Below are 16,661 nucleotides of genomic sequence, written 5' to 3' on the forward strand. Positions count from 1 at the left end.
TTATTTGATAACTTTAAGAACTTTCAATGGCGCCTTAGGGCGGATCTGGATCAAGCCGGATACCACCACACTATCGCCCGATTTTAAACCGTCAACTATTTGCACCTTGGTATCGGTACGCAGGTCGGTTTTTACGTTTTTGGCCAGCGCTACGCCGTTGTGGTACACGTACACCTTGCTGCTTTTCAGGTCGGGTATAACGGCCTCGGTCGGCACCATAATGGTTTTCGGTATCTGATCTAACGTTAAATTTATCTTGGCAAATGCGCCTGCAGTAAGCAGATTTTTAGGGTTCGGTGCCTTTGCACGTACCGTTATGGTGCGCGATGTTGCATCCAGCGCCGGCTCAATGGCATAAACCGTTGCAGCAAATTTATCCTGCGAACTCTCTATGGTAAAACTTACCTTACTGCCCGTTTTTATAAGCGGCAGATAACGCTCAGGCACTGAAAAAGTAACCTTAGCCGGATCGATATTTACCAGTGTGGCAATTGGCGTGGTTGGCGAAAGGTAGCCACCTGGGCTGATGCTTCTTAACCCGATAACCCCGCTGAACGGCGCACGTATCTCGGTGCGGCTTATTTGCGCACGCATATTATCGGCCTGTGCCTTAAATGCATTGTATGATGATTGCGAGGTTTCGTATTCTTCTTTGCTGATAGCTTCTTTCTCTACCAGTATTTTGTTACGGCGGTTAATATCTTTGGCAAGTGCCATTTGGGCTTGTACCTGCAGCAACGATGCCTGCAAGTCCTGATTGTAGACTTTCACCAGCAGCTGGCCTTTGCTTACACGCTGGCCTTCGTTAAAATATATACCGGTTATAGCGCCTGCAGTCTGGCTCACCAGGCTAACTTTCTCATTGGCATCAATGGTACCGGTAATATCTATCTGGTTTACTACGGCGGTATCATGCACTATCATCACGTTGACAGATACCGGGCCATTTTTCTTTTTGCCCTTGCCTGCTGTAGCCATTTTGTTTTCCTCAGCATGCTTGCTAAAGAATTTGTTGTAGATAAGGAACGCTACCAGCAGCGCCAATAAAGTGTATATTACGTAACGTGTTTTCATTTGAGCAGTGCTGCTTCAATTTATGGTTTAATAATTTGCGGCACCAGTACACCATAACTGATATACGGAGCAGATGTTTTGCAATATTAACGAGTTCATTCTCAAATTGCTTGCGTGTATCATCCATTTTACAACGTAACAGGTTTTTGACGATTTATTTAAGAATATTATTTTTTTAACTTGCAGCATGAAAAAACTGACCTCATCAGCATTAGCTTATTTAATTACACTTTTTATGACCTCTGCTTTTGCCGCTGCGCCTGCTCCTGCTAAAATTTCTTACAACGTTACTTTCCCCGAAGCACAAGCGCATTATGCCGAAGTTGAAATGAATATTACCGGCCTTGCACAACCCTCGCTTGAGGTAAAAATGCCGGTTTGGGCACCCGGCTCGTACCTGGTACGCGAGTTTGCGAAAAACATCGAATCGCTTAGCGCCAACACCAAAGGCAAAGCCATTGCGGCCAGCAAGATCAATAAGAACACCTGGAAAATTAACACGACCGGCATCAGCTCGGTAACGGTTAAATATAAAGTTTACGCGTTTGAGCTATCTGTACGCACCAGTTTTATCGATGCATCGCACGCCTTCCTTTCAACCACAGGTATTTTCCTGTACCCTAAAGGCATGGTGAGCAGCCCCTCAACCATCCACATCTCACCTTACAAAGACTGGAATAAAGTATCAACCAGTTTAGAAACCGTAAATGGCGATACCTTTACCCGCACTGCGCCAAACTTTGATATCCTTTACGATTCTCCGTTAGAGATAGGCACCCAGGATGTTTTTGATTTTGATGTGGATGGCACACATTACGAAGTGGCTATGTACGGCGGCGGTAACTACGATAAAGAACGCCTTAAAGTTGATATGGCTAAAGTTGTACGTGCCGAGGTTGCCGTATTTGGCGAGAACCCTAACAAGCATTACACTTTCATTGTACATAACAAACAACGCAACGGCGGCGGTCTGGAGCACTTAAGTTCTACCGTTTTAGGTGCCTCGCGCGAGCAGTACAGCTCACCGGGCGGTTACCGTGGCTTTTTGAGTCTGGTTGCACACGAGCACTTCCACCTGTGGAATGTAAAACGCCTGCGCCCTATTGCTTTAGGTCCGTTTGATTATGATAACGAGAACTACACCACCAACCTTTGGATAGCCGAAGGCTTTACCGCCTACTACCAAAACCTGATACTGCGCCATGCTGATATCTCTAACCAGCAGGATTATCTTGGCGACATGACCGGCGACATTAACACTGTTGAGAACCAGCCGGGCACACGCGTGCAGCCATTATCGGAGTCGAGCTTTGATGCATGGATAAAAGGCTACCGCCCTAACGAGAACTCATACAACACCGGCATCTCTTACTATGATAAAGGTGCGGTTGTAGGTATGTTGTTAGATCTGGAGATCATTAACGACAGCAATGGCAAATTCTCATTAGATGACGTAATGAAGTACATGTACGATACTTATTACAAGGGCAAAAAACGCGGCTATACCGATGCCGAATTTAAAGCAGGCTTTGAGAAATTTGCAGGTAAAAAACTGGACGATTTTTATGCTAAATACATCAACGGCCTTGATGCTATCGATTACAACAAATACCTTAACTACGCAGGTTACAAATTAGTTGATAACCTTGCTGACACCCAGGAGCCATCATTGGGCGTGTTCACTAACTCGCGCAAAATAATTACTACCGTATTGCGCGATGGTGCGGGTTGGGTTGATGGTTTGAACGTTAACGACGAGATAACTGCTATTGACGATACCCCTGTAACCGATATGGCTGCCATTTTAAAAGGTAAAAAAGTGGGCGATAAAGTAAACGTTACCGTAAACCGCGACGGACAACGTTTTGTTATCCCTGTTACCCTGCAACGCAACAACAACGTTAAATACAGCATTAACGAAATTGAAGGCGCTAACGCTAAGCAATTAGCAGTGCGCAAAAAATGGTTAAAACTGTAATAACTGCAAAGTAATCATTGCCGTTGGCTTCAGCCAACGGGATAAAGCAAAAAACTCTTTCACCGTCGGCTAAAGCCGACGGCAATGAACAGGCCCGAATTTAAAAAGCCCTCTCCGTTTTGCGGAGAGGGCTTTTTTGTTTGATGTGCAGGGTGGCAAGCATTTTGTTATGTAAATGTTATTAAACAATAAACCCACATCCACCAAAATGAACTCATTATTATATACCATTGCCGTTGTACTGGTTATTTGCTGGGCAATAGGCTTCTTTTTTGCTGCATTGGGTGGCATTATCCACCTGTTACTGGTTATAGCTATTATCATTATCCTGTTAAAGATCATCCGCAGGCCCACGGCTGTTTAAGCATTACACCTATGAAGATCCCTTTAACACCACAGCTATTAGGCGACCTGATTGAGAAAGGCTACACCTATGTATTATCAAACAGTAAAGACCTGCCCGATGAAACAGACGGCGGCTATATTATATTAAAACCCCTGCGCGAGAAACCGCAGTTGAACAACCTGCCCGATGGTTTTGAAACCTTTTACCGCATCACCCGCGAACCTATGCAATTGGCATGCGGTATTGATGGCGTAACCGTTGAGGTTGATTATCATACCATAGATTCCTCAATTACCGGAGAGGATATTTTTGAGGACAGTTACTTTAGGATAAGTGAAGATTTTTATCACCAGGTGCTGGATAGCCTTGAAGATTATGCCGTGATAACTACTGATAAGAACGGCGACATTAACAGCTGGAACAAAGGTGCCGAAAAGCTTTTGGGTTACACCGAGCAGGAAGTGATAGGCCACAGCGCCAAAGTGTTCTTCACCCCCGAAGACAAAGCCACAGGCGCCCCGCAGATAGAAATGGAAACCGCCATGACCGAAGGCCGCGCCATTGACGAGCGTTACCACATGCGCAAAAACCAATCGCGGTTTTGGGGTACGGGCTTGATGTTTCCGCTGTATGATTATTATGGCAAGCACCGCGGCTTCACTAAAATAATGCGCAACATGCGCGAACAGCAGGAAGCCGAAACACGCGGCGCCCCACATTAAAAAAAGCCGGGCTATTTGGCATAGCACCGGCTTCTCATTTTTGGGATATGGTTTAACTTAACTGATTTGACTATTTTATCTTGATCTGGTATTGGGATTTAGCTTTGGTAGTTACTTCTACAACACCGGCTTCACCATCTTTGCCATATTTTAATAAAGCATTTTTATCTTTCAATACGGTGATAGACTGGATATCATTAGGATTGAGATTATTTACGGAAGCTACCTTGGTGCCATCTACAATATACAAAGGTTGTTTGTTGCTTTTTAATGAGATCCAGTTTTTGCTGCTGTCGGCCAGTATGGTATAGTTTTTAGGCTGATTATCGGGTATGTAACCCATTTTCTTTTCTTTACCACCATCCTGCACCTCAAGTGCAAAGTTGATAGGCACTGCATATTGTACCCTCACCGTATGCCCGTTTTGAATACCTGGTTTCCATTTTGGCGAACTCTCTAATACACGCATAGCTTCTTCATCCGTTCCGTAGCCAACACCGCGCACAATTTTTATATTCGATAATGAGCCATCTTCTTCAACAATAAAAGAAGCTATCACACGGCCCTGTATATTTCTTTCTCTGGCCTCTTTAGGGTACTTAACAGTGTGGCTGATAAATTTAGAGAAAGCTTCTTCTCCGCCGGGGAAAGATGGTGATTGTTCAACCGCTGTAAACACCGGTTTACCATCTAATTGCTGTTGGGTTTCTACAGATGCCTTTGCATCAGCAGCTAATGTAAAATTGATCGGCACACTCATTTGGCTTCTTACCGGTTTCCCGTTGCTGATACCGGGTTTCCATTTCGGTGAAAGTTTAAGCACCCGTATAGCTTCTTCATCGGTACCGCTACCAACGGCTTTGGCTACCTTAAAATCAGACAGTGAACCATCCTTATCAACCATAAAGGTAATAACAGTACGCCCTTCTACTTTCTTATTCCTCGCTTCAGCGGGGTATTTAACATTCTTAGCCAGGAACTGCCCGAACGCTTTATCGCCCCCGGGGAAAGCAGGCATTACATTAACAATGTATTTGTCCTTACCGGGTACTGTATCCGCCGCAGCATTGTAACTTGAATGTTCATCGGGTTGCACAGCATCGGTAAGTAATTTATACTTACCCGTTACCGAACTTTCTAAAACGGCATCGGCTTTTTTGTTGATGGTTTCAACCGCTTTGCTGTTGCTGATAGTTGCTGATGATAACACCAGCATCAACACAAATAATGGTGCAGATAAGCCATACTTGATGAGCTTAATACGCTGCGACTTGTTTTTCTGTAACATAATGATACGTTGTTTGAGTAGACTATGATTAAAGAACGGATTAACCAGGCCGTGCGCAGGCGTATCAAACGTTTGGCTCAGCAGCAACATGGCGTAATCTGCCTTGTTTGTTCCGGTATCGAGGGTATGTTTATCAGCAATAAACTCGTGCACGTGCTTAATGGCGCGGCGGTACAGGTAAACTATCGGGTTAAACCAGTTCATGATCATTACCGCTTCAATGATCAATACATCTGCCGAGTGAAACTGGCGGGCATGCACCAGCTCGTGGTTATGTATCACTTCCTGCCCGTCTATCTCCTGCCCTACTTTTATCTTGTTAAAGAAAGAGTATGATACTTTTGGCGATGGATCATTGATAACCCTGCGTAACAGCACCAGTTGTATCAACAGTTTAGCTATCAATATAACAACACCGATGGCATACAGTACGCCCAATACTTCGCCCACGGTAAGCGGGTTATCTTTAAGCGGTGTAACGTTGGCTAAAGTAATAGCGGTGGCACCATAAATAGAGTACTGCACCTGCTTGGTAATAAACAGATCCTGCACCCAGTCACTATGCATCAGCGGGATAAAGAACGACAATATGGCCGTCCCTACCAGGTAGATCCTGTTCAGCTGAAAAAAGGTTTCGCGGCGTAACAGCAAGCTGTAAAAGCCGTAGAACAGGCACAGGTAAATATTTACCAGTATTAAATAATGCCACCAGCTCATAACTATTTCTCTTTAAGTTTTTCAATCAGTTTCATGATCTCATCAGCCTCTTTAAGGTTGATCTTCTCTTTCTTGGCGAAGAACGACAGTATCCTGTTTACCGAATTATCAAAGTAGCCGCTCAAAAGCTTTTCGGCCGCAAAATCCTTATAGGCGTCTTTGCTTATGAGCGGGTAATACTCATGACTTTTACCAAAAGCATTATGGCCAACAAAGCCCTTGGTCTCCAGTATCCTGATAATGGTTGATACGGTGTTGTAAGCTGGCTTGGGTTCTGGCAAAACGTCTAAAACGTCTTTTACAAAGCCCTTATCCAGCTGCCACAGCACCTGCATAATTTGTTCTTCGGCCCGGGTTAACTCTTTAATTTCCATGGATCGTGCAATAATTGTAAGTACTTAAATCTAAGGTATAACTAATAAACTAATTATACAACTAAAAGTTTAGTTAATTTTAAAAGAAACTTTAATTCACCATTTTTGGTTACCTGTAACAATCAATTATAAATGGAAATAACCTTTCACGGTGCTGCCCGTAACGTTACCGGCAGCAAACACCTGCTTCGCTTAAATGATGGCACTACGGTTTTATTAGACTGCGGCATGTTCCAGGGTCTGGGCGAGCAAACCGAAGACATGAACGAACACTTTGGCTTTAACCCCAAAAAGATAGACTACCTTATACTCTCGCACGCGCACATCGATCATTGTGGTTTGATACCCCGCCTGGTTAAGGAAGGTTTTGAGGGCAGCATCTTCTGTACATCTGCAACAATGGACCTGGCGCGTATCCTGCTCATGGACTCGGCCAAAATACAGATGCAGGATGTGGAGTACAGCAATAAGCAGCGTAAAAAACGCGGTCAGCCTTTACTGGAAGGGTTGTACACCGAAGATGATGCCATGGAAGCCATGCGCCTGTTTAAGATAGTAGACTACCACCAGGAGTACGCCATCAACAAAAACCTGCGCTTTAAATTTACCGATGCAGGGCACATTTTAGGCAGCGCTGCAGTGCACCTTACCGTTGTTGAGGACGACAAAGAAACCCACATTACCTTTAGCGGTGATGTTGGCCGTTACGGCGACCTGATACTGAAAAGCCCGCAGACTTTCGAGCAGGCAGATTATATTCTTTTAGAGTCTACCTATGGCGACAGCCTGCATAAAGACATCGGCCCTATTGAGGACAATCTGCTTGAGGTGATCAAAGAAACCTGCGAGCGCAAAAAGGGGAAAGTAATTATCCCGGCTTTCAGCGTTGGCCGCACGCAGGAGTTGCTGTACGCATTAAATGCATTAGAGCTGCGCGGCGAATTGCCGGATGTTCCTTATTATGTGGATAGCCCGCTATCAGAAAAAGCGACTGAAATACTAAAAGACCATCCCGAGGAGTACAATAACAACGTGAAGAAAGTATTGCGCGTTGATCCGGATCCGTTTGGGTTTAAAGGCTTGAGGTTTATCGAGTCGACACAGCAATCCATCGCTTTGAATGATGATCCTCGCCCGTGTGTTATTATCTCTTCATCCGGCATGGCCGAGGCCGGCAGGGTGAAGCACCACATCAAAAACAATATCAATAATTCTAAAAACACCATCCTGCTGGTTGGCTATGCCGAACCTAACTCGCTTGGCGGCCGCCTTGCCCGCGGCAATAAAGAGGTACAGATCTTTGGCGATGCTTACCAGGTAAATGCCGATGTACGCTCCATCAAAAGCATGAGCGCCCACGGCGATTACGAAGACCTTCTGCACTTCCTCAACTGTCAGGATCCTGCAAAAGTGAAAAAGATATTCCTGGTACACGGCGAGTACGAAGTACAACAGCACTTTGCCAATACTTTAAAGCAGCACGGTTTTAAGAATATCGAGATCCCGTACCAGCATGAGAAAGTGGTGTTGGATTAAAAGTTAACAATGTCATTTCGAAAGGGCCAAGTCCTTCCCCGCGCGTCATTGCGAGGAACGAAGCAATCTCTACATAGGCAGGTTTGCTCTGTATAGTTTGGAGATTGCTTCGTTCCTCGCAATGACGCGGTATTTATCGCTCGTTCGAAATGACAAAATCATTTGTTTATTTTGTATCAGACTAATAAACCTTTGAATGAAACTTCTGATAATCTGTATATCGCTTTTTACTTTATTTCCGCGTTGCGCTAACAATGCTCAGCCTGAAGCCACGGAAAAAGTAGCTGAAGTTTACAATGCAGAGAAAGGGGAAAAATTATTCAGGTCGAAATGCGGTGCCTGCCATGGTATTGGCATACGGATGGTCGGGCCGGCACTTATAACCTTCGACAACGTAAATAAAGCTTACGATCCCAAAAAAGAGCCACACAGATCCACAAAGGTTACTCCGCAAGAGTTAAAACAGATATCTGACTACGTTGACAAAAACAGAGTTTTTATCGACAACAAATAAAGCGGATATTCTGACAAACAGAAGAGCGGACATCCTTCCCCCGCGCGTCATTGCGAGGAACGACGCGGTATATGCAGCTCGCTAAGAATGATCCAATTTTCGTTATCAATTGATAAACAGACGTTTAAAATCTACGGTGACACAATCATGTCAGCAAAAAACAACTGATTATCAGGCGTTCACGAGTGTTCACGATGTTCATGCGCGTGAACGTGAACACCTATCAATCGTTGACAAACTCTACTCACACTCTGTCATTTCGAGCGAGCAGAAGGGATGGACCCAGGCGTGGGGGCGACGAGAAATCTTCTGCACCGTAAGTATCGCGCGTAGAAGATTTCTCCTCGCTGCCGCTCATTCGAAATGACATAGTCTGTTGTAAAAACAAAAAGTCACCCGCCGTCGCGAGATTAGCGCAGCGTATCTCGTGTCTAACCATGTGGTTAGACACGAGCTGAAAGCTCGCGCCAGCATTTATTAAATTAAAAAGCCCCGCAGTGCAGGGCTTTTTAATTTTGACTTTTAAATTTTTACTTTTTCAAGCCTATTTCTCTCAGGCGCTCATCAAGGTATTCGCCTGCAGTGGTATCGGTGTATAGTTTTGGGTGCTCCGCATCAATGGTCGATGGCAGACTGGTCAAATCCATGGTTGATTTTGGGTGCAGAAAGAACGGTACAGAAAAACGTGAGTTCTTCATTTCCTCGCGCGGCGGATTTACTACCCTATGCGTAGTTGATTTTAATTTGTTGTTGGTTAAGCGCTGCAGCATATCGCCTACGTTAACCACCAGGTCTTCGCCATGTGCCTTAACCGGGAACCAGCTGTTATCGCGGGTAAGTAACTCCAAACCATCGGCACTGGCACCTATTAATAAGGTGATGAGGTTGATATCCTCGTGCGCACCGGCGCGTACAGCATCAGGAGACAAAGCATCAGGGTTCTCTATCGGGAAATAATGTAGTGTACGCAAGATAGAATTACCGTTGTGTACTTTATCGTCAAAGTAATTCTCATCCAAACCTAAATACACGGCAATAGCGCGTAACAGGTGGATACCTGCTGCTTCCAGTTTCTTGTAAACCTCAAGCGTTACGGCATTAAACTCAGGCTGCTCGGCAACCTGCACGTTATCAGGATAAAGTTCCTTTTCGGGAGCGTCATCAGTAACGGTCTGGCCTATCTGCCAAAACTCTTTCAGATCGGGCACTTTAAAGCCTTTAGCCGTTTCCTTGTTTTTACCCGTATAACCACGCTGACCGGCCAAACCCGGGATCTCGTATTTCATCTTCACATCCTCGGGCAAAGCAAAAAGCGATTTTACGCGGGTATAAAGGCTATCTATTAATTCTTTACTTAAGCCATGGTTGGTAATGGTAACAAAGCCGGTTTCATTAAAAGCCTGGCCAATAGCATCAGAAAAGGCTTTACGCTCTTCGGCGCTGCCATTTATATAAGTGTTAAGATCCAAGCGAGGGATATTTACTGTGCTCATAGTCGATATAAGTTTAAAGCCAAAATTATCTATTTTTTTCCTGAGAACGTACTTGCTACTTATAAAATAAGCTGTGCTATGTAAATGTTTTATGACAATGGCTATAAAACATTTATAGGGTTAAACGTTTGTGTTAATGGTTAGTCTGTAATATAAAACCATACTAAACCAATACTACTAAACATGAAAAAATTAGGAAAAATATGGGGAATAGCCTTAGTGGCATTCATGCTGATGGTATCAGCACCCAACAAAATATTTGCCCAGGGATATGTATCAGACCAGGAGTTTTATGATGAACTATCACCCTACGGCACCTGGGTTTACGATCAGCAATACGGTAACGTATGGATACCTGATGTTGACCAGAATTTTCGGCCTTATGGCACCAACGGCTACTGGGCGTTAACAGAATATGGTAATACCTGGGTATCTGATTATCCATGGGGATGGGCTACTTTCCATTATGGTCGCTGGAGATTTGACAACTATTATGGCTGGGAATGGATACCAGGTAACGAGTGGGCACCCGCCTGGGTTAGCTGGAGAGATGGCGGCGGTTACTATGGCTGGGCACCAATGCAGCCGGGTATTGATATAAGCCTGTCATTCGGTGGAGGCTATTCTGTACCTGATAATTACTGGATATTTGCTCCGCAGCAATATATCACATCGCCTAACATATATAATTATTATGTGCCGGCTTATCGTGCGCATACCTATATCAATCGTACCACTTACATACGTAATACCTATGTGCATAATAATATAACTTATATAAGTGGCCCGCGCCGTGAAGATATCCAGCGCATTACGAGGCGCCCTGTAAGGGTTTATAATATTACCAATATTAACAGACCATCGCGTACAACTATTAATAACAATAACATTAATATTTACAGGCCAGTTATAAGGAAGGATGATAATGCCCGCCCTACCCGCGTGGTTGATGCTGCGGCATACCGTCGCGAAAACCCGAGCCAGCGTATAGCCGGCGGCAATGGCCGAGGTTACAACCAGGCAAATGCTTCTAAACTTGCGGCAACCGCACGTAGCAGCAACCCTAATACTAATGTTGTACGTGTAGATAACAGCCGCGGTAACGCCGATGGCCGCACAGCACGCCCCGGCACACCGGCCACAACAACGGCCGATCAGCGTAATGTTGAAAGACAGCAGAACGGTCGCCAGCCTCGTCAACAAGTGCAGCCGCAACAACAAACTGATCAGCAGCGCCGCGAGGCACAACAACAGGTACGTGATCAACAACGTCAGCAAAGTCAGCAGCAGCGTGAGCAACAACAACAACAGGCTGAGCAGCAACGCCAGCAGCAAAATAATGCCCGTACCCGCGAACAGGCCACTGACCAGCAACAACGCGAACAATTGCAACAGCAAAGGCAACAAATGCAGCAGCAACGCCAGCAACAGCAAGACCAAATACGCCAGGCCCGCGAACAGCAGCAACAACAACGCGACCAGCAATCTGCCGAGCAGCGCCAACAGGCTCAACAGCAAATTCGCCAGCTGCAACAACAGGCCCGTGATGAGCAGCGCCAGCAACAAGAACAATTGAGGCAGCAACGCTCTCAGGTGCAAGATCAGCAGCGCCAGCAACAAATGCAACAGCGCCAGCAGCAAGAGCAGGCAAGGCAACAGGAACAACAAGCCCGCCAGCAACAGCAGCAATTGCAACAACAGCGCCAGCAACAGGAACAGCAACGCCAGCAAATGCAAGAGCAGCAACGCCAGCAGCAACAGGCTCAGCAGCAGCAGATGCAGCAACAACGCCAACAACAGGAGCAGCAGCGCCAACAGCAAGCGCAGCAACAACAACAGCAGCGCGAGCAACAAAGGCAACAACAGGAACAACAACGAGCCCAGCAACAGCAACAGCGCGAACAAGCTCCGGCGCGTAACGCACGCCCTGCAAGGCAATAATTAAATACGCATAAAAAAGAAAGGCTCCCGAAATTCGGGAGCCTTTTTCAATCTGTTACTTTTAATTGCTTACGTGGTCACAATAAATGAACCTACAACTAAAGCGGTTACCTGCTCTTTGGTCAAAGGCTCATCAAACGATGCTGATGCAATCGCGTTTGAAACTTTCAGCGCAGCAACCAGATCAACACCTCCCTGGCTTACGTTTTCTTCACCAGCATAGTTAGCATTTGCAGCAGCAACACCGGTATCATTACCTAAAGTAGCTGTGCTTACTATCCACGGTTTGGTATTGGCATCCTGGTTAAGATCATGGCGCAGTTTTCTTACCGCCGATGCGTGGCGGGCCTCAACAGCGTGGATTCCAAGGGCTGCTGTTAAAACAACCTGGTTACCTAACAAAGCCGGTGCCTGCCCTTTATATGCACGCACACCTGTATCTTCAAACACCTGTGCAACAGCAAGAAATTGGGCATAATCTGTAAACACAGATTTGAACGGGCCATTGCCTTTATTGTTACCACCGGTAAAATCATAGGTACCTGCAGTAACAGCGGTACCATTAAGCGATGTGATCACGTCTTGTAAAAATTTAACGTGAGCAACCTCGTCTCTTTTTATCAATGCCAGATAGCTTGTATTAGCGGCAGGCACTAAACCTGCTTTTGCAAGGCCTTGGGTATAAAAGGCAGCTTCGAGATGCTCCAAGGTTAATGCATAGTTCAATACATCAAGCACAGTTGAGCTTGATTGGCCATAGGCTTTCTTGAACATTGTTCCTAAAGCAAATGGCAATGCGGCTGCGGCTACTTTTGAGCCAAAGCTGGTAATATTTTTAATGGCCGCACGACGAGGATTTAAACGCTCGTAAACTTCGGGATCCACTTTTTCTATTTCTTCTATTATGTTGAATACATTCATGGCGATATCGATTAACCGTTATAATTAAATGCTTTTGCAGTCACTTTTGTCTTAAGGAAGGTGTTAGCAATAGGCAACACCTGCGCAATGGTTGCAGACTTATTTAAACCATTACCATCAACCTGATCGTCGGGTACAAAAGATCCCGGAGAGATCAAATTAGCTATCAGCGCTGCGTGTCTTGCCTCAACAGATACAATTTTACCCGCTATAGTAAGATACTCTGGTGTTTTGATAAGAAAACCGGCACCATCGTAAGCTTGCACCCCAAGGTCTTCAAAGGCCTTGGCTGTTGCCAGCACACTGGTTCTGTTTGAGAAATCTATCTTGCTAAAATCAGGCGTTAAAGACATGATAGCATTAGACTTTAAAGCGGCTTTAAAAAATTCGCGGTGTACTACCTCATGATCGCGGATATCGGTCATATAGTTTAATTCAACCGTTGAGATACCTGTGTACGCATGGGCAACAACTTCGGTGTAAAAAGCTGCCTCAAGTTGCTCAAGTGCGTAAGCGTAGTTAAGGATACCTATATCGTCAGAACCAATGTCGGATGTACCGCCCGGGTTAACAATAACACGGTCTTTGTGGCAGGCTGTTACACCTACAACGGCTGCAGTAGCAACGCCGGCTCCTGCATAACGCAAAAACGACCTGCGGGCCATATTCACATTACCGGTAATTGGGTTAATGTCTGTTTTCATAAAATTTGTTTTAGTTTATTACAGTTTAAGACCAATTACGCGCGTTTGTTCTGGCCGGATTGGCGATTCGGATGCTTTATAGCAAAGCAGAGTTGTTATAGCAAAGCAGAGTATTCGATAATAGAGTGGGCACTCAAAAACAGAGTAAAAACAATAAAAAAGGCCGGAAGACTCTCGCAGTCTTACGGCCCTACATCTACCTATGAAAAACTCCCTTTGAGAAGGGTATTAATACTTATACAAACCTGATGCCCTTTTCACAAACGTCTTCAAATTGCTTAAAAAGGCCTGTTTTTAAATTAATGGAAATAAATATCGTAGAATTTTCGTCCCAAGATGTAGAAATTAACTCAAAGGCTATCTCATGCTATCAAACGAAATATTTGAACCTTAAAACGGATTTTATAACGTAATGGATAAACACGAATGAGCGAAAACTGCGGTAAATAAAAAAGGCCGAAAAACTCTCGCAGTTTCGCGGCCCTACATCTACCTATGAAAAACTCTCCCTTTGAGAAGGGTATTAATATATATACAAACCTGATGCCTGTTTAAAAAACACCCTAATTTGCCTAAAAGGCGCCTTTTTTAAGTATGCCGATAATTTTAGTGTAGAAACCGCTTCCCAATGTGTAGAAAATTAACTCAAACGCTACATCAGTAACGAGGCAACCGGGATAAAATTCTAAATACGGGATTGTATGATCATGAAAGGAAAGCCGGGTAAATAAAAAAGGCCGGAAGACTCTCGCAGTCCTACGGCCCTACATCTACCTATGAAAAACTCCCTTTGAGAAGGGTATTAATACTTATACAAACCAGGTGCCGATTCCTGATACCATCCAATTTGCCTTAAAAAGGGGCTTTTTTAAATGTGCCGAAATTTTTATCGTAGAACTTACTTCACATTATGTAGAAAATTAACTCGTAAGCCATAATACACAACTATAAGTACTAAACTTTTGATGATATTTTTTAGAAACTTATTAGAACTAACTATGTTACAATAGGTATGGATTACAATGTGTATTTATTGGCGACAGACCCCAGCAACCCTTGCCGGGATGTAATACACTCAAGAGATACCAGTTTGAAGATACGAGTGTATTGTTTAAGTGAAGATCAGTTTACCCCAAGTGATAACGAGATACAGCTATATGGGTATGCGCATAATAAGCTATATGCGTTTGAAACCATTAACATTAATGCCGAAGATGCCCTTGACGTAGTAAGCGCTATACAATGGTATGCCGACTATATTGAGTATCCTGAGATGGAAATTTTGCCCGAAGACCCGCGCGGGAACCACGAAATTGCCATGTGATAAAATTTATTTCATTGCTTTTCTGCCACTTATATTTTTTTTGAAATATTTTTTTGACACATTAAAAGTAAACTCTATATTTGCATTCCCAAACGCAAGGGAGCTCAGCTAATCAGAAATGATTAAAAGGGCAAACAAAAAGGGAGCATAGCTCAGCTGGTTCAGAGCATCTGCCTTACAAGCAGAGGGTCACAGGTTCGAATCCTGTTGCTCCCACGAAAAGAGAGTCAAACAGNTTAGCTTATCTACTGATAATTTGTTTACGCAAATCAGATGGCTACAATGCAATTATTACTATAGCTTACTAAGCTCAAGCTTATAAATAAAACAATTACTAACTTTTACCGCATAATACAAGCATCCACCTCAATTGGTGATGAATATCAACCCCACCCCCTGCAGATTATCGTAAACTTGCTTTAGATTTATTGTAAAACCGAGAACACCGGTATATTTACAACAACTGATGAGGAATTTTTTAAAGATCTTAAGGATAGACGAATATTCTATTACACCCTACTACGCCCAGATATACAACTCTATACTGCGCGCCATTGAGGATAACCTGATAGACAAGGATGATGTACTGCCTTCTATCAATGATCTGAGTATTGCGCTCGATATCTCCAGAAACACCATCACCCGTGCTTACAACGATCTTAAAAAGATAGGTGTTATTAATTCGGTGCCTGGCAAGGGATATTTTATCTCAAATACACGGGTTGACCAACCTGTGCGTGTTTTACTCTTGTTCAACAAACTCAGCGCACACAAAAAGTTATTGTATGATGCTTTTGCAGGTGCACTCGCTAACAAGGCCTCTATTGATTTTTATATTTATAACAGCAATTTCAATTTCTTTAAAAAACTATTACTCGAGAAGCAGGATAAGTACGATAAAGTGGTGATAGTGCCCCATTTTAGAGATAAGGCTGATAATGCCTTTGAGGTGATAAACGAGGTGCCAAAAGAAAAGCTGATACTGATGGGCAAACTGATTGACGGGGTAACAGGCCAATTTGGTGCGGTTTATGAGGATTTCCAGAACGATATTTATAATGCCCTAACCAACCTGGCTGATAAAGTACGCCAGTACACTTCGTTAACCATTGTATTCCCTAAGCAGAGCTATTTCTCTACAGATATACTCATCGGCTTCCTCAACTTTTGCAAGGCACATAACTGCGATTATGATATCATCTCAGATTTTAAGTCGGAAACCATCCTCAAAAACTCGCTGTATATTACGCTTACCGAAGATGACCTGGTTGAACTGATTGATAAAGCCCTTAGCATTAACTATAAAATGGGAGAAGATATCGGCATTATATCTTATAACGAAACCGCTTTGAAGCGACTGATACTTAACGGCATCACCACCATATCAACCGATTTTGGTTTTATGGGCGAAAAAGCGGCAGAACTGGTTTTAAATAACTCAACAGAACACCATAAAGTACCGTTCAATACCATCATCAGAAACTCTATATGATGCGCTGTAAGGGTAGCCCCTAAGGGCAAAATTCTCACTGCTGTTTACTCTACAAAGCGGTTGTCCCTACAGGACATTTATTACTTTTTTAATCTGAAGCATTATATTTTCATCATCCTTGCGCAAAACTACCCCATCGGGGCTAACGCTTTGTAGAAAATAAGACGGATACTCCTCTGCTCCGTAGGAGCTACCCTGCCTGCTAACAAGAACATCCCGATTGCCAGTCGGGATGTT

General features: G+C 44.0%; 14 protein-coding genes and 1 tRNA gene. 9 read left to right on the top strand and 6 right to left on the bottom strand.

Features of this window, described 5'->3' with window-relative positions:
• Nucleotides 1–1,074, bottom strand: coding sequence for an efflux RND transporter periplasmic adaptor subunit (locus D0C36_RS08610; protein WP_117391116.1), 1,074 nt, complete (start codon nt 1,072–1,074; stop codon nt 1–3).
• Between the two features lie 187 nt (nt 1,075–1,261).
• Between D0C36_RS08610 and D0C36_RS08615 the strand changes: the two genes are divergently transcribed.
• The 3 genes from D0C36_RS08615 (at nt 1,262) to D0C36_RS08625 (ending at nt 4,120) form a co-directional block, all read left to right on the top strand.
• Nucleotides 1,262–3,052: a M61 family metallopeptidase gene (locus tag D0C36_RS08615; RefSeq protein ID WP_117391117.1), complete on the top strand. Its 1,791-nt coding sequence runs from the start codon at nt 1,262–1,264 to the stop codon at nt 3,050–3,052.
• A gap of 208 nt (nt 3,053–3,260) precedes the next feature.
• The gene (locus D0C36_RS08620; RefSeq protein ID WP_117391409.1) at nt 3,261–3,416 is read left to right on the top strand and encodes a lmo0937 family membrane protein; all 156 of its coding nucleotides are present in this window, start codon (nt 3,261–3,263) and stop codon (nt 3,414–3,416) included.
• Between the two features lie 11 nt (nt 3,417–3,427).
• A complete protein-coding gene (locus D0C36_RS08625; RefSeq protein WP_117391118.1) occupies nt 3,428–4,120 on the top strand; it encodes a PAS domain-containing protein in 693 nt (230 codons plus the stop codon).
• Between the two features lie 70 nt (nt 4,121–4,190).
• Here the strand turns inward: D0C36_RS08625 and D0C36_RS08630 are convergent, their stop codons facing one another.
• Both D0C36_RS08630 and D0C36_RS08635 read right to left on the bottom strand, forming a co-directional pair.
• Entirely contained in the window at nt 4,191–6,125 is a 1,935-nt protein-coding gene (locus D0C36_RS08630; RefSeq protein ID WP_117391119.1) for a M56 family metallopeptidase, read from the bottom strand.
• 2 nt (nt 6,126–6,127) lie between these two features.
• Nucleotides 6,128–6,499, bottom strand: a complete 372-nt coding sequence (locus D0C36_RS08635) for a BlaI/MecI/CopY family transcriptional regulator (RefSeq protein ID WP_117391120.1) — start codon at nt 6,497–6,499, stop codon at nt 6,128–6,130.
• A gap of 132 nt (nt 6,500–6,631) precedes the next feature.
• On the opposite strand from D0C36_RS08635, the gene D0C36_RS08640 reads away from it, so the two are divergent.
• Entirely contained in the window at nt 6,632–8,035 is a 1,404-nt protein-coding gene (locus D0C36_RS08640) for an MBL fold metallo-hydrolase RNA specificity domain-containing protein (RefSeq protein WP_117391121.1), read from the top strand.
• 196 nt (nt 8,036–8,231) lie between these two features.
• A complete protein-coding gene (locus D0C36_RS08645) occupies nt 8,232–8,549 on the top strand; it encodes a c-type cytochrome (RefSeq protein ID WP_117391122.1) in 318 nt (105 codons plus the stop codon).
• A gap of 530 nt (nt 8,550–9,079) precedes the next feature.
• On the opposite strand, the gene D0C36_RS08650 is transcribed toward D0C36_RS08645, so the two are convergent.
• Entirely contained in the window at nt 9,080–10,042 is a 963-nt protein-coding gene (locus D0C36_RS08650) for an isopenicillin N synthase family dioxygenase (protein WP_117391123.1), read from the bottom strand.
• 183 nt (nt 10,043–10,225) lie between these two features.
• On the opposite strand from D0C36_RS08650, the gene D0C36_RS24510 reads away from it, so the two are divergent.
• The gene (locus tag D0C36_RS24510; RefSeq protein WP_158557093.1) at nt 10,226–11,983 is read left to right on the top strand and encodes a DUF6600 domain-containing protein; all 1,758 of its coding nucleotides are present in this window, start codon (nt 10,226–10,228) and stop codon (nt 11,981–11,983) included.
• Nucleotides 11,984–12,052: 69 nt separating this feature from the next.
• Here D0C36_RS24510 and D0C36_RS08665 read toward each other — a convergent pair whose 3' ends face one another.
• Together D0C36_RS08665 and D0C36_RS08670 are read right to left on the bottom strand one after the other, a co-directional pair.
• Nucleotides 12,053–12,904 carry a ferritin-like domain-containing protein gene (locus tag D0C36_RS08665; protein ID WP_117391125.1) on the bottom strand — a complete coding sequence of 284 codons (852 nt, stop codon included), beginning with the start codon at nt 12,902–12,904 and terminating at the stop codon, nt 12,053–12,055.
• 11 nt (nt 12,905–12,915) lie between these two features.
• Complete coding sequence (locus tag D0C36_RS08670; RefSeq protein ID WP_117391126.1) at nt 12,916–13,608, bottom strand: ferritin-like domain-containing protein; 693 nt, start codon at nt 13,606–13,608, stop codon at nt 12,916–12,918.
• Nucleotides 13,609–14,620: 1,012 nt separating this feature from the next.
• Between D0C36_RS08670 and D0C36_RS08675 the strand changes: the two genes are divergently transcribed.
• The 3 genes from D0C36_RS08675 to D0C36_RS08685 all read left to right on the top strand — a co-directional run bounded on the left by D0C36_RS08675 (nt 14,621) and on the right by D0C36_RS08685 (nt 16,424).
• Nucleotides 14,621–14,932 carry a hypothetical protein gene (locus D0C36_RS08675; RefSeq protein WP_147321964.1) on the top strand — a complete coding sequence of 104 codons (312 nt, stop codon included), beginning with the start codon at nt 14,621–14,623 and terminating at the stop codon, nt 14,930–14,932.
• Nucleotides 14,933–15,073: 141 nt separating this feature from the next.
• A tRNA-Val gene (locus D0C36_RS08680) sits at nt 15,074–15,148 on the top strand.
• A gap of 250 nt (nt 15,149–15,398) precedes the next feature.
• Nucleotides 15,399–16,424 carry a GntR family transcriptional regulator gene (locus D0C36_RS08685; protein WP_117391128.1) on the top strand — a complete coding sequence of 342 codons (1,026 nt, stop codon included), beginning with the start codon at nt 15,399–15,401 and terminating at the stop codon, nt 16,422–16,424.
• The last annotated feature ends 237 nt before the right edge of the window (nt 16,425–16,661 follow it).

Origin of the sequence: Mucilaginibacter conchicola (assembly GCF_003432115.1) — a bacterium.
In the GTDB taxonomy this organism is placed as follows: Bacteria; Bacteroidota; Bacteroidia; order Sphingobacteriales; family Sphingobacteriaceae; genus Mucilaginibacter; species Mucilaginibacter conchicola.

What these genes read in the sequence shown, in the direction of transcription:
- D0C36_RS08650 (WP_117391123.1), bottom strand. Translation starts at nt 10,042, where the DNA reads ATGAGCACAGTAAATATCCCTCGCTTGGATCTTAACACTTATATAAAT.
- D0C36_RS08675 (WP_147321964.1), top strand. Translation starts at nt 14,621, where the DNA reads ATGGATTACAATGTGTATTTATTGGCGACAGACCCCAGCAACCCTTGC.
- D0C36_RS24510 (WP_158557093.1), top strand. Translation starts at nt 10,226, where the DNA reads ATGAAAAAATTAGGAAAAATATGGGGAATAGCCTTAGTGGCATTCATG.
- D0C36_RS08640 (WP_117391121.1), top strand. Translation starts at nt 6,632, where the DNA reads ATGGAAATAACCTTTCACGGTGCTGCCCGTAACGTTACCGGCAGCAAA.
- D0C36_RS08635 (WP_117391120.1), bottom strand. Translation starts at nt 6,499, where the DNA reads ATGGAAATTAAAGAGTTAACCCGGGCCGAAGAACAAATTATGCAGGTG.
- D0C36_RS08685 (WP_117391128.1), top strand. Translation starts at nt 15,399, where the DNA reads ATGAGGAATTTTTTAAAGATCTTAAGGATAGACGAATATTCTATTACA.
- D0C36_RS08665 (WP_117391125.1), bottom strand. Translation starts at nt 12,904, where the DNA reads ATGAATGTATTCAACATAATAGAAGAAATAGAAAAAGTGGATCCCGAA.
- D0C36_RS08630 (WP_117391119.1), bottom strand. Translation starts at nt 6,125, where the DNA reads ATGAGCTGGTGGCATTATTTAATACTGGTAAATATTTACCTGTGCCTG.
- D0C36_RS08670 (WP_117391126.1), bottom strand. Translation starts at nt 13,608, where the DNA reads ATGAAAACAGACATTAACCCAATTACCGGTAATGTGAATATGGCCCGC.
- D0C36_RS08615 (WP_117391117.1), top strand. Translation starts at nt 1,262, where the DNA reads ATGAAAAAACTGACCTCATCAGCATTAGCTTATTTAATTACACTTTTT.
- D0C36_RS08610 (WP_117391116.1), bottom strand. Translation starts at nt 1,074, where the DNA reads ATGAAAACACGTTACGTAATATACACTTTATTGGCGCTGCTGGTAGCG.
- D0C36_RS08620 (WP_117391409.1), top strand. Translation starts at nt 3,261, where the DNA reads ATGAACTCATTATTATATACCATTGCCGTTGTACTGGTTATTTGCTGG.
- D0C36_RS08625 (WP_117391118.1), top strand. Translation starts at nt 3,428, where the DNA reads ATGAAGATCCCTTTAACACCACAGCTATTAGGCGACCTGATTGAGAAA.
- D0C36_RS08645 (WP_117391122.1), top strand. Translation starts at nt 8,232, where the DNA reads ATGAAACTTCTGATAATCTGTATATCGCTTTTTACTTTATTTCCGCGT.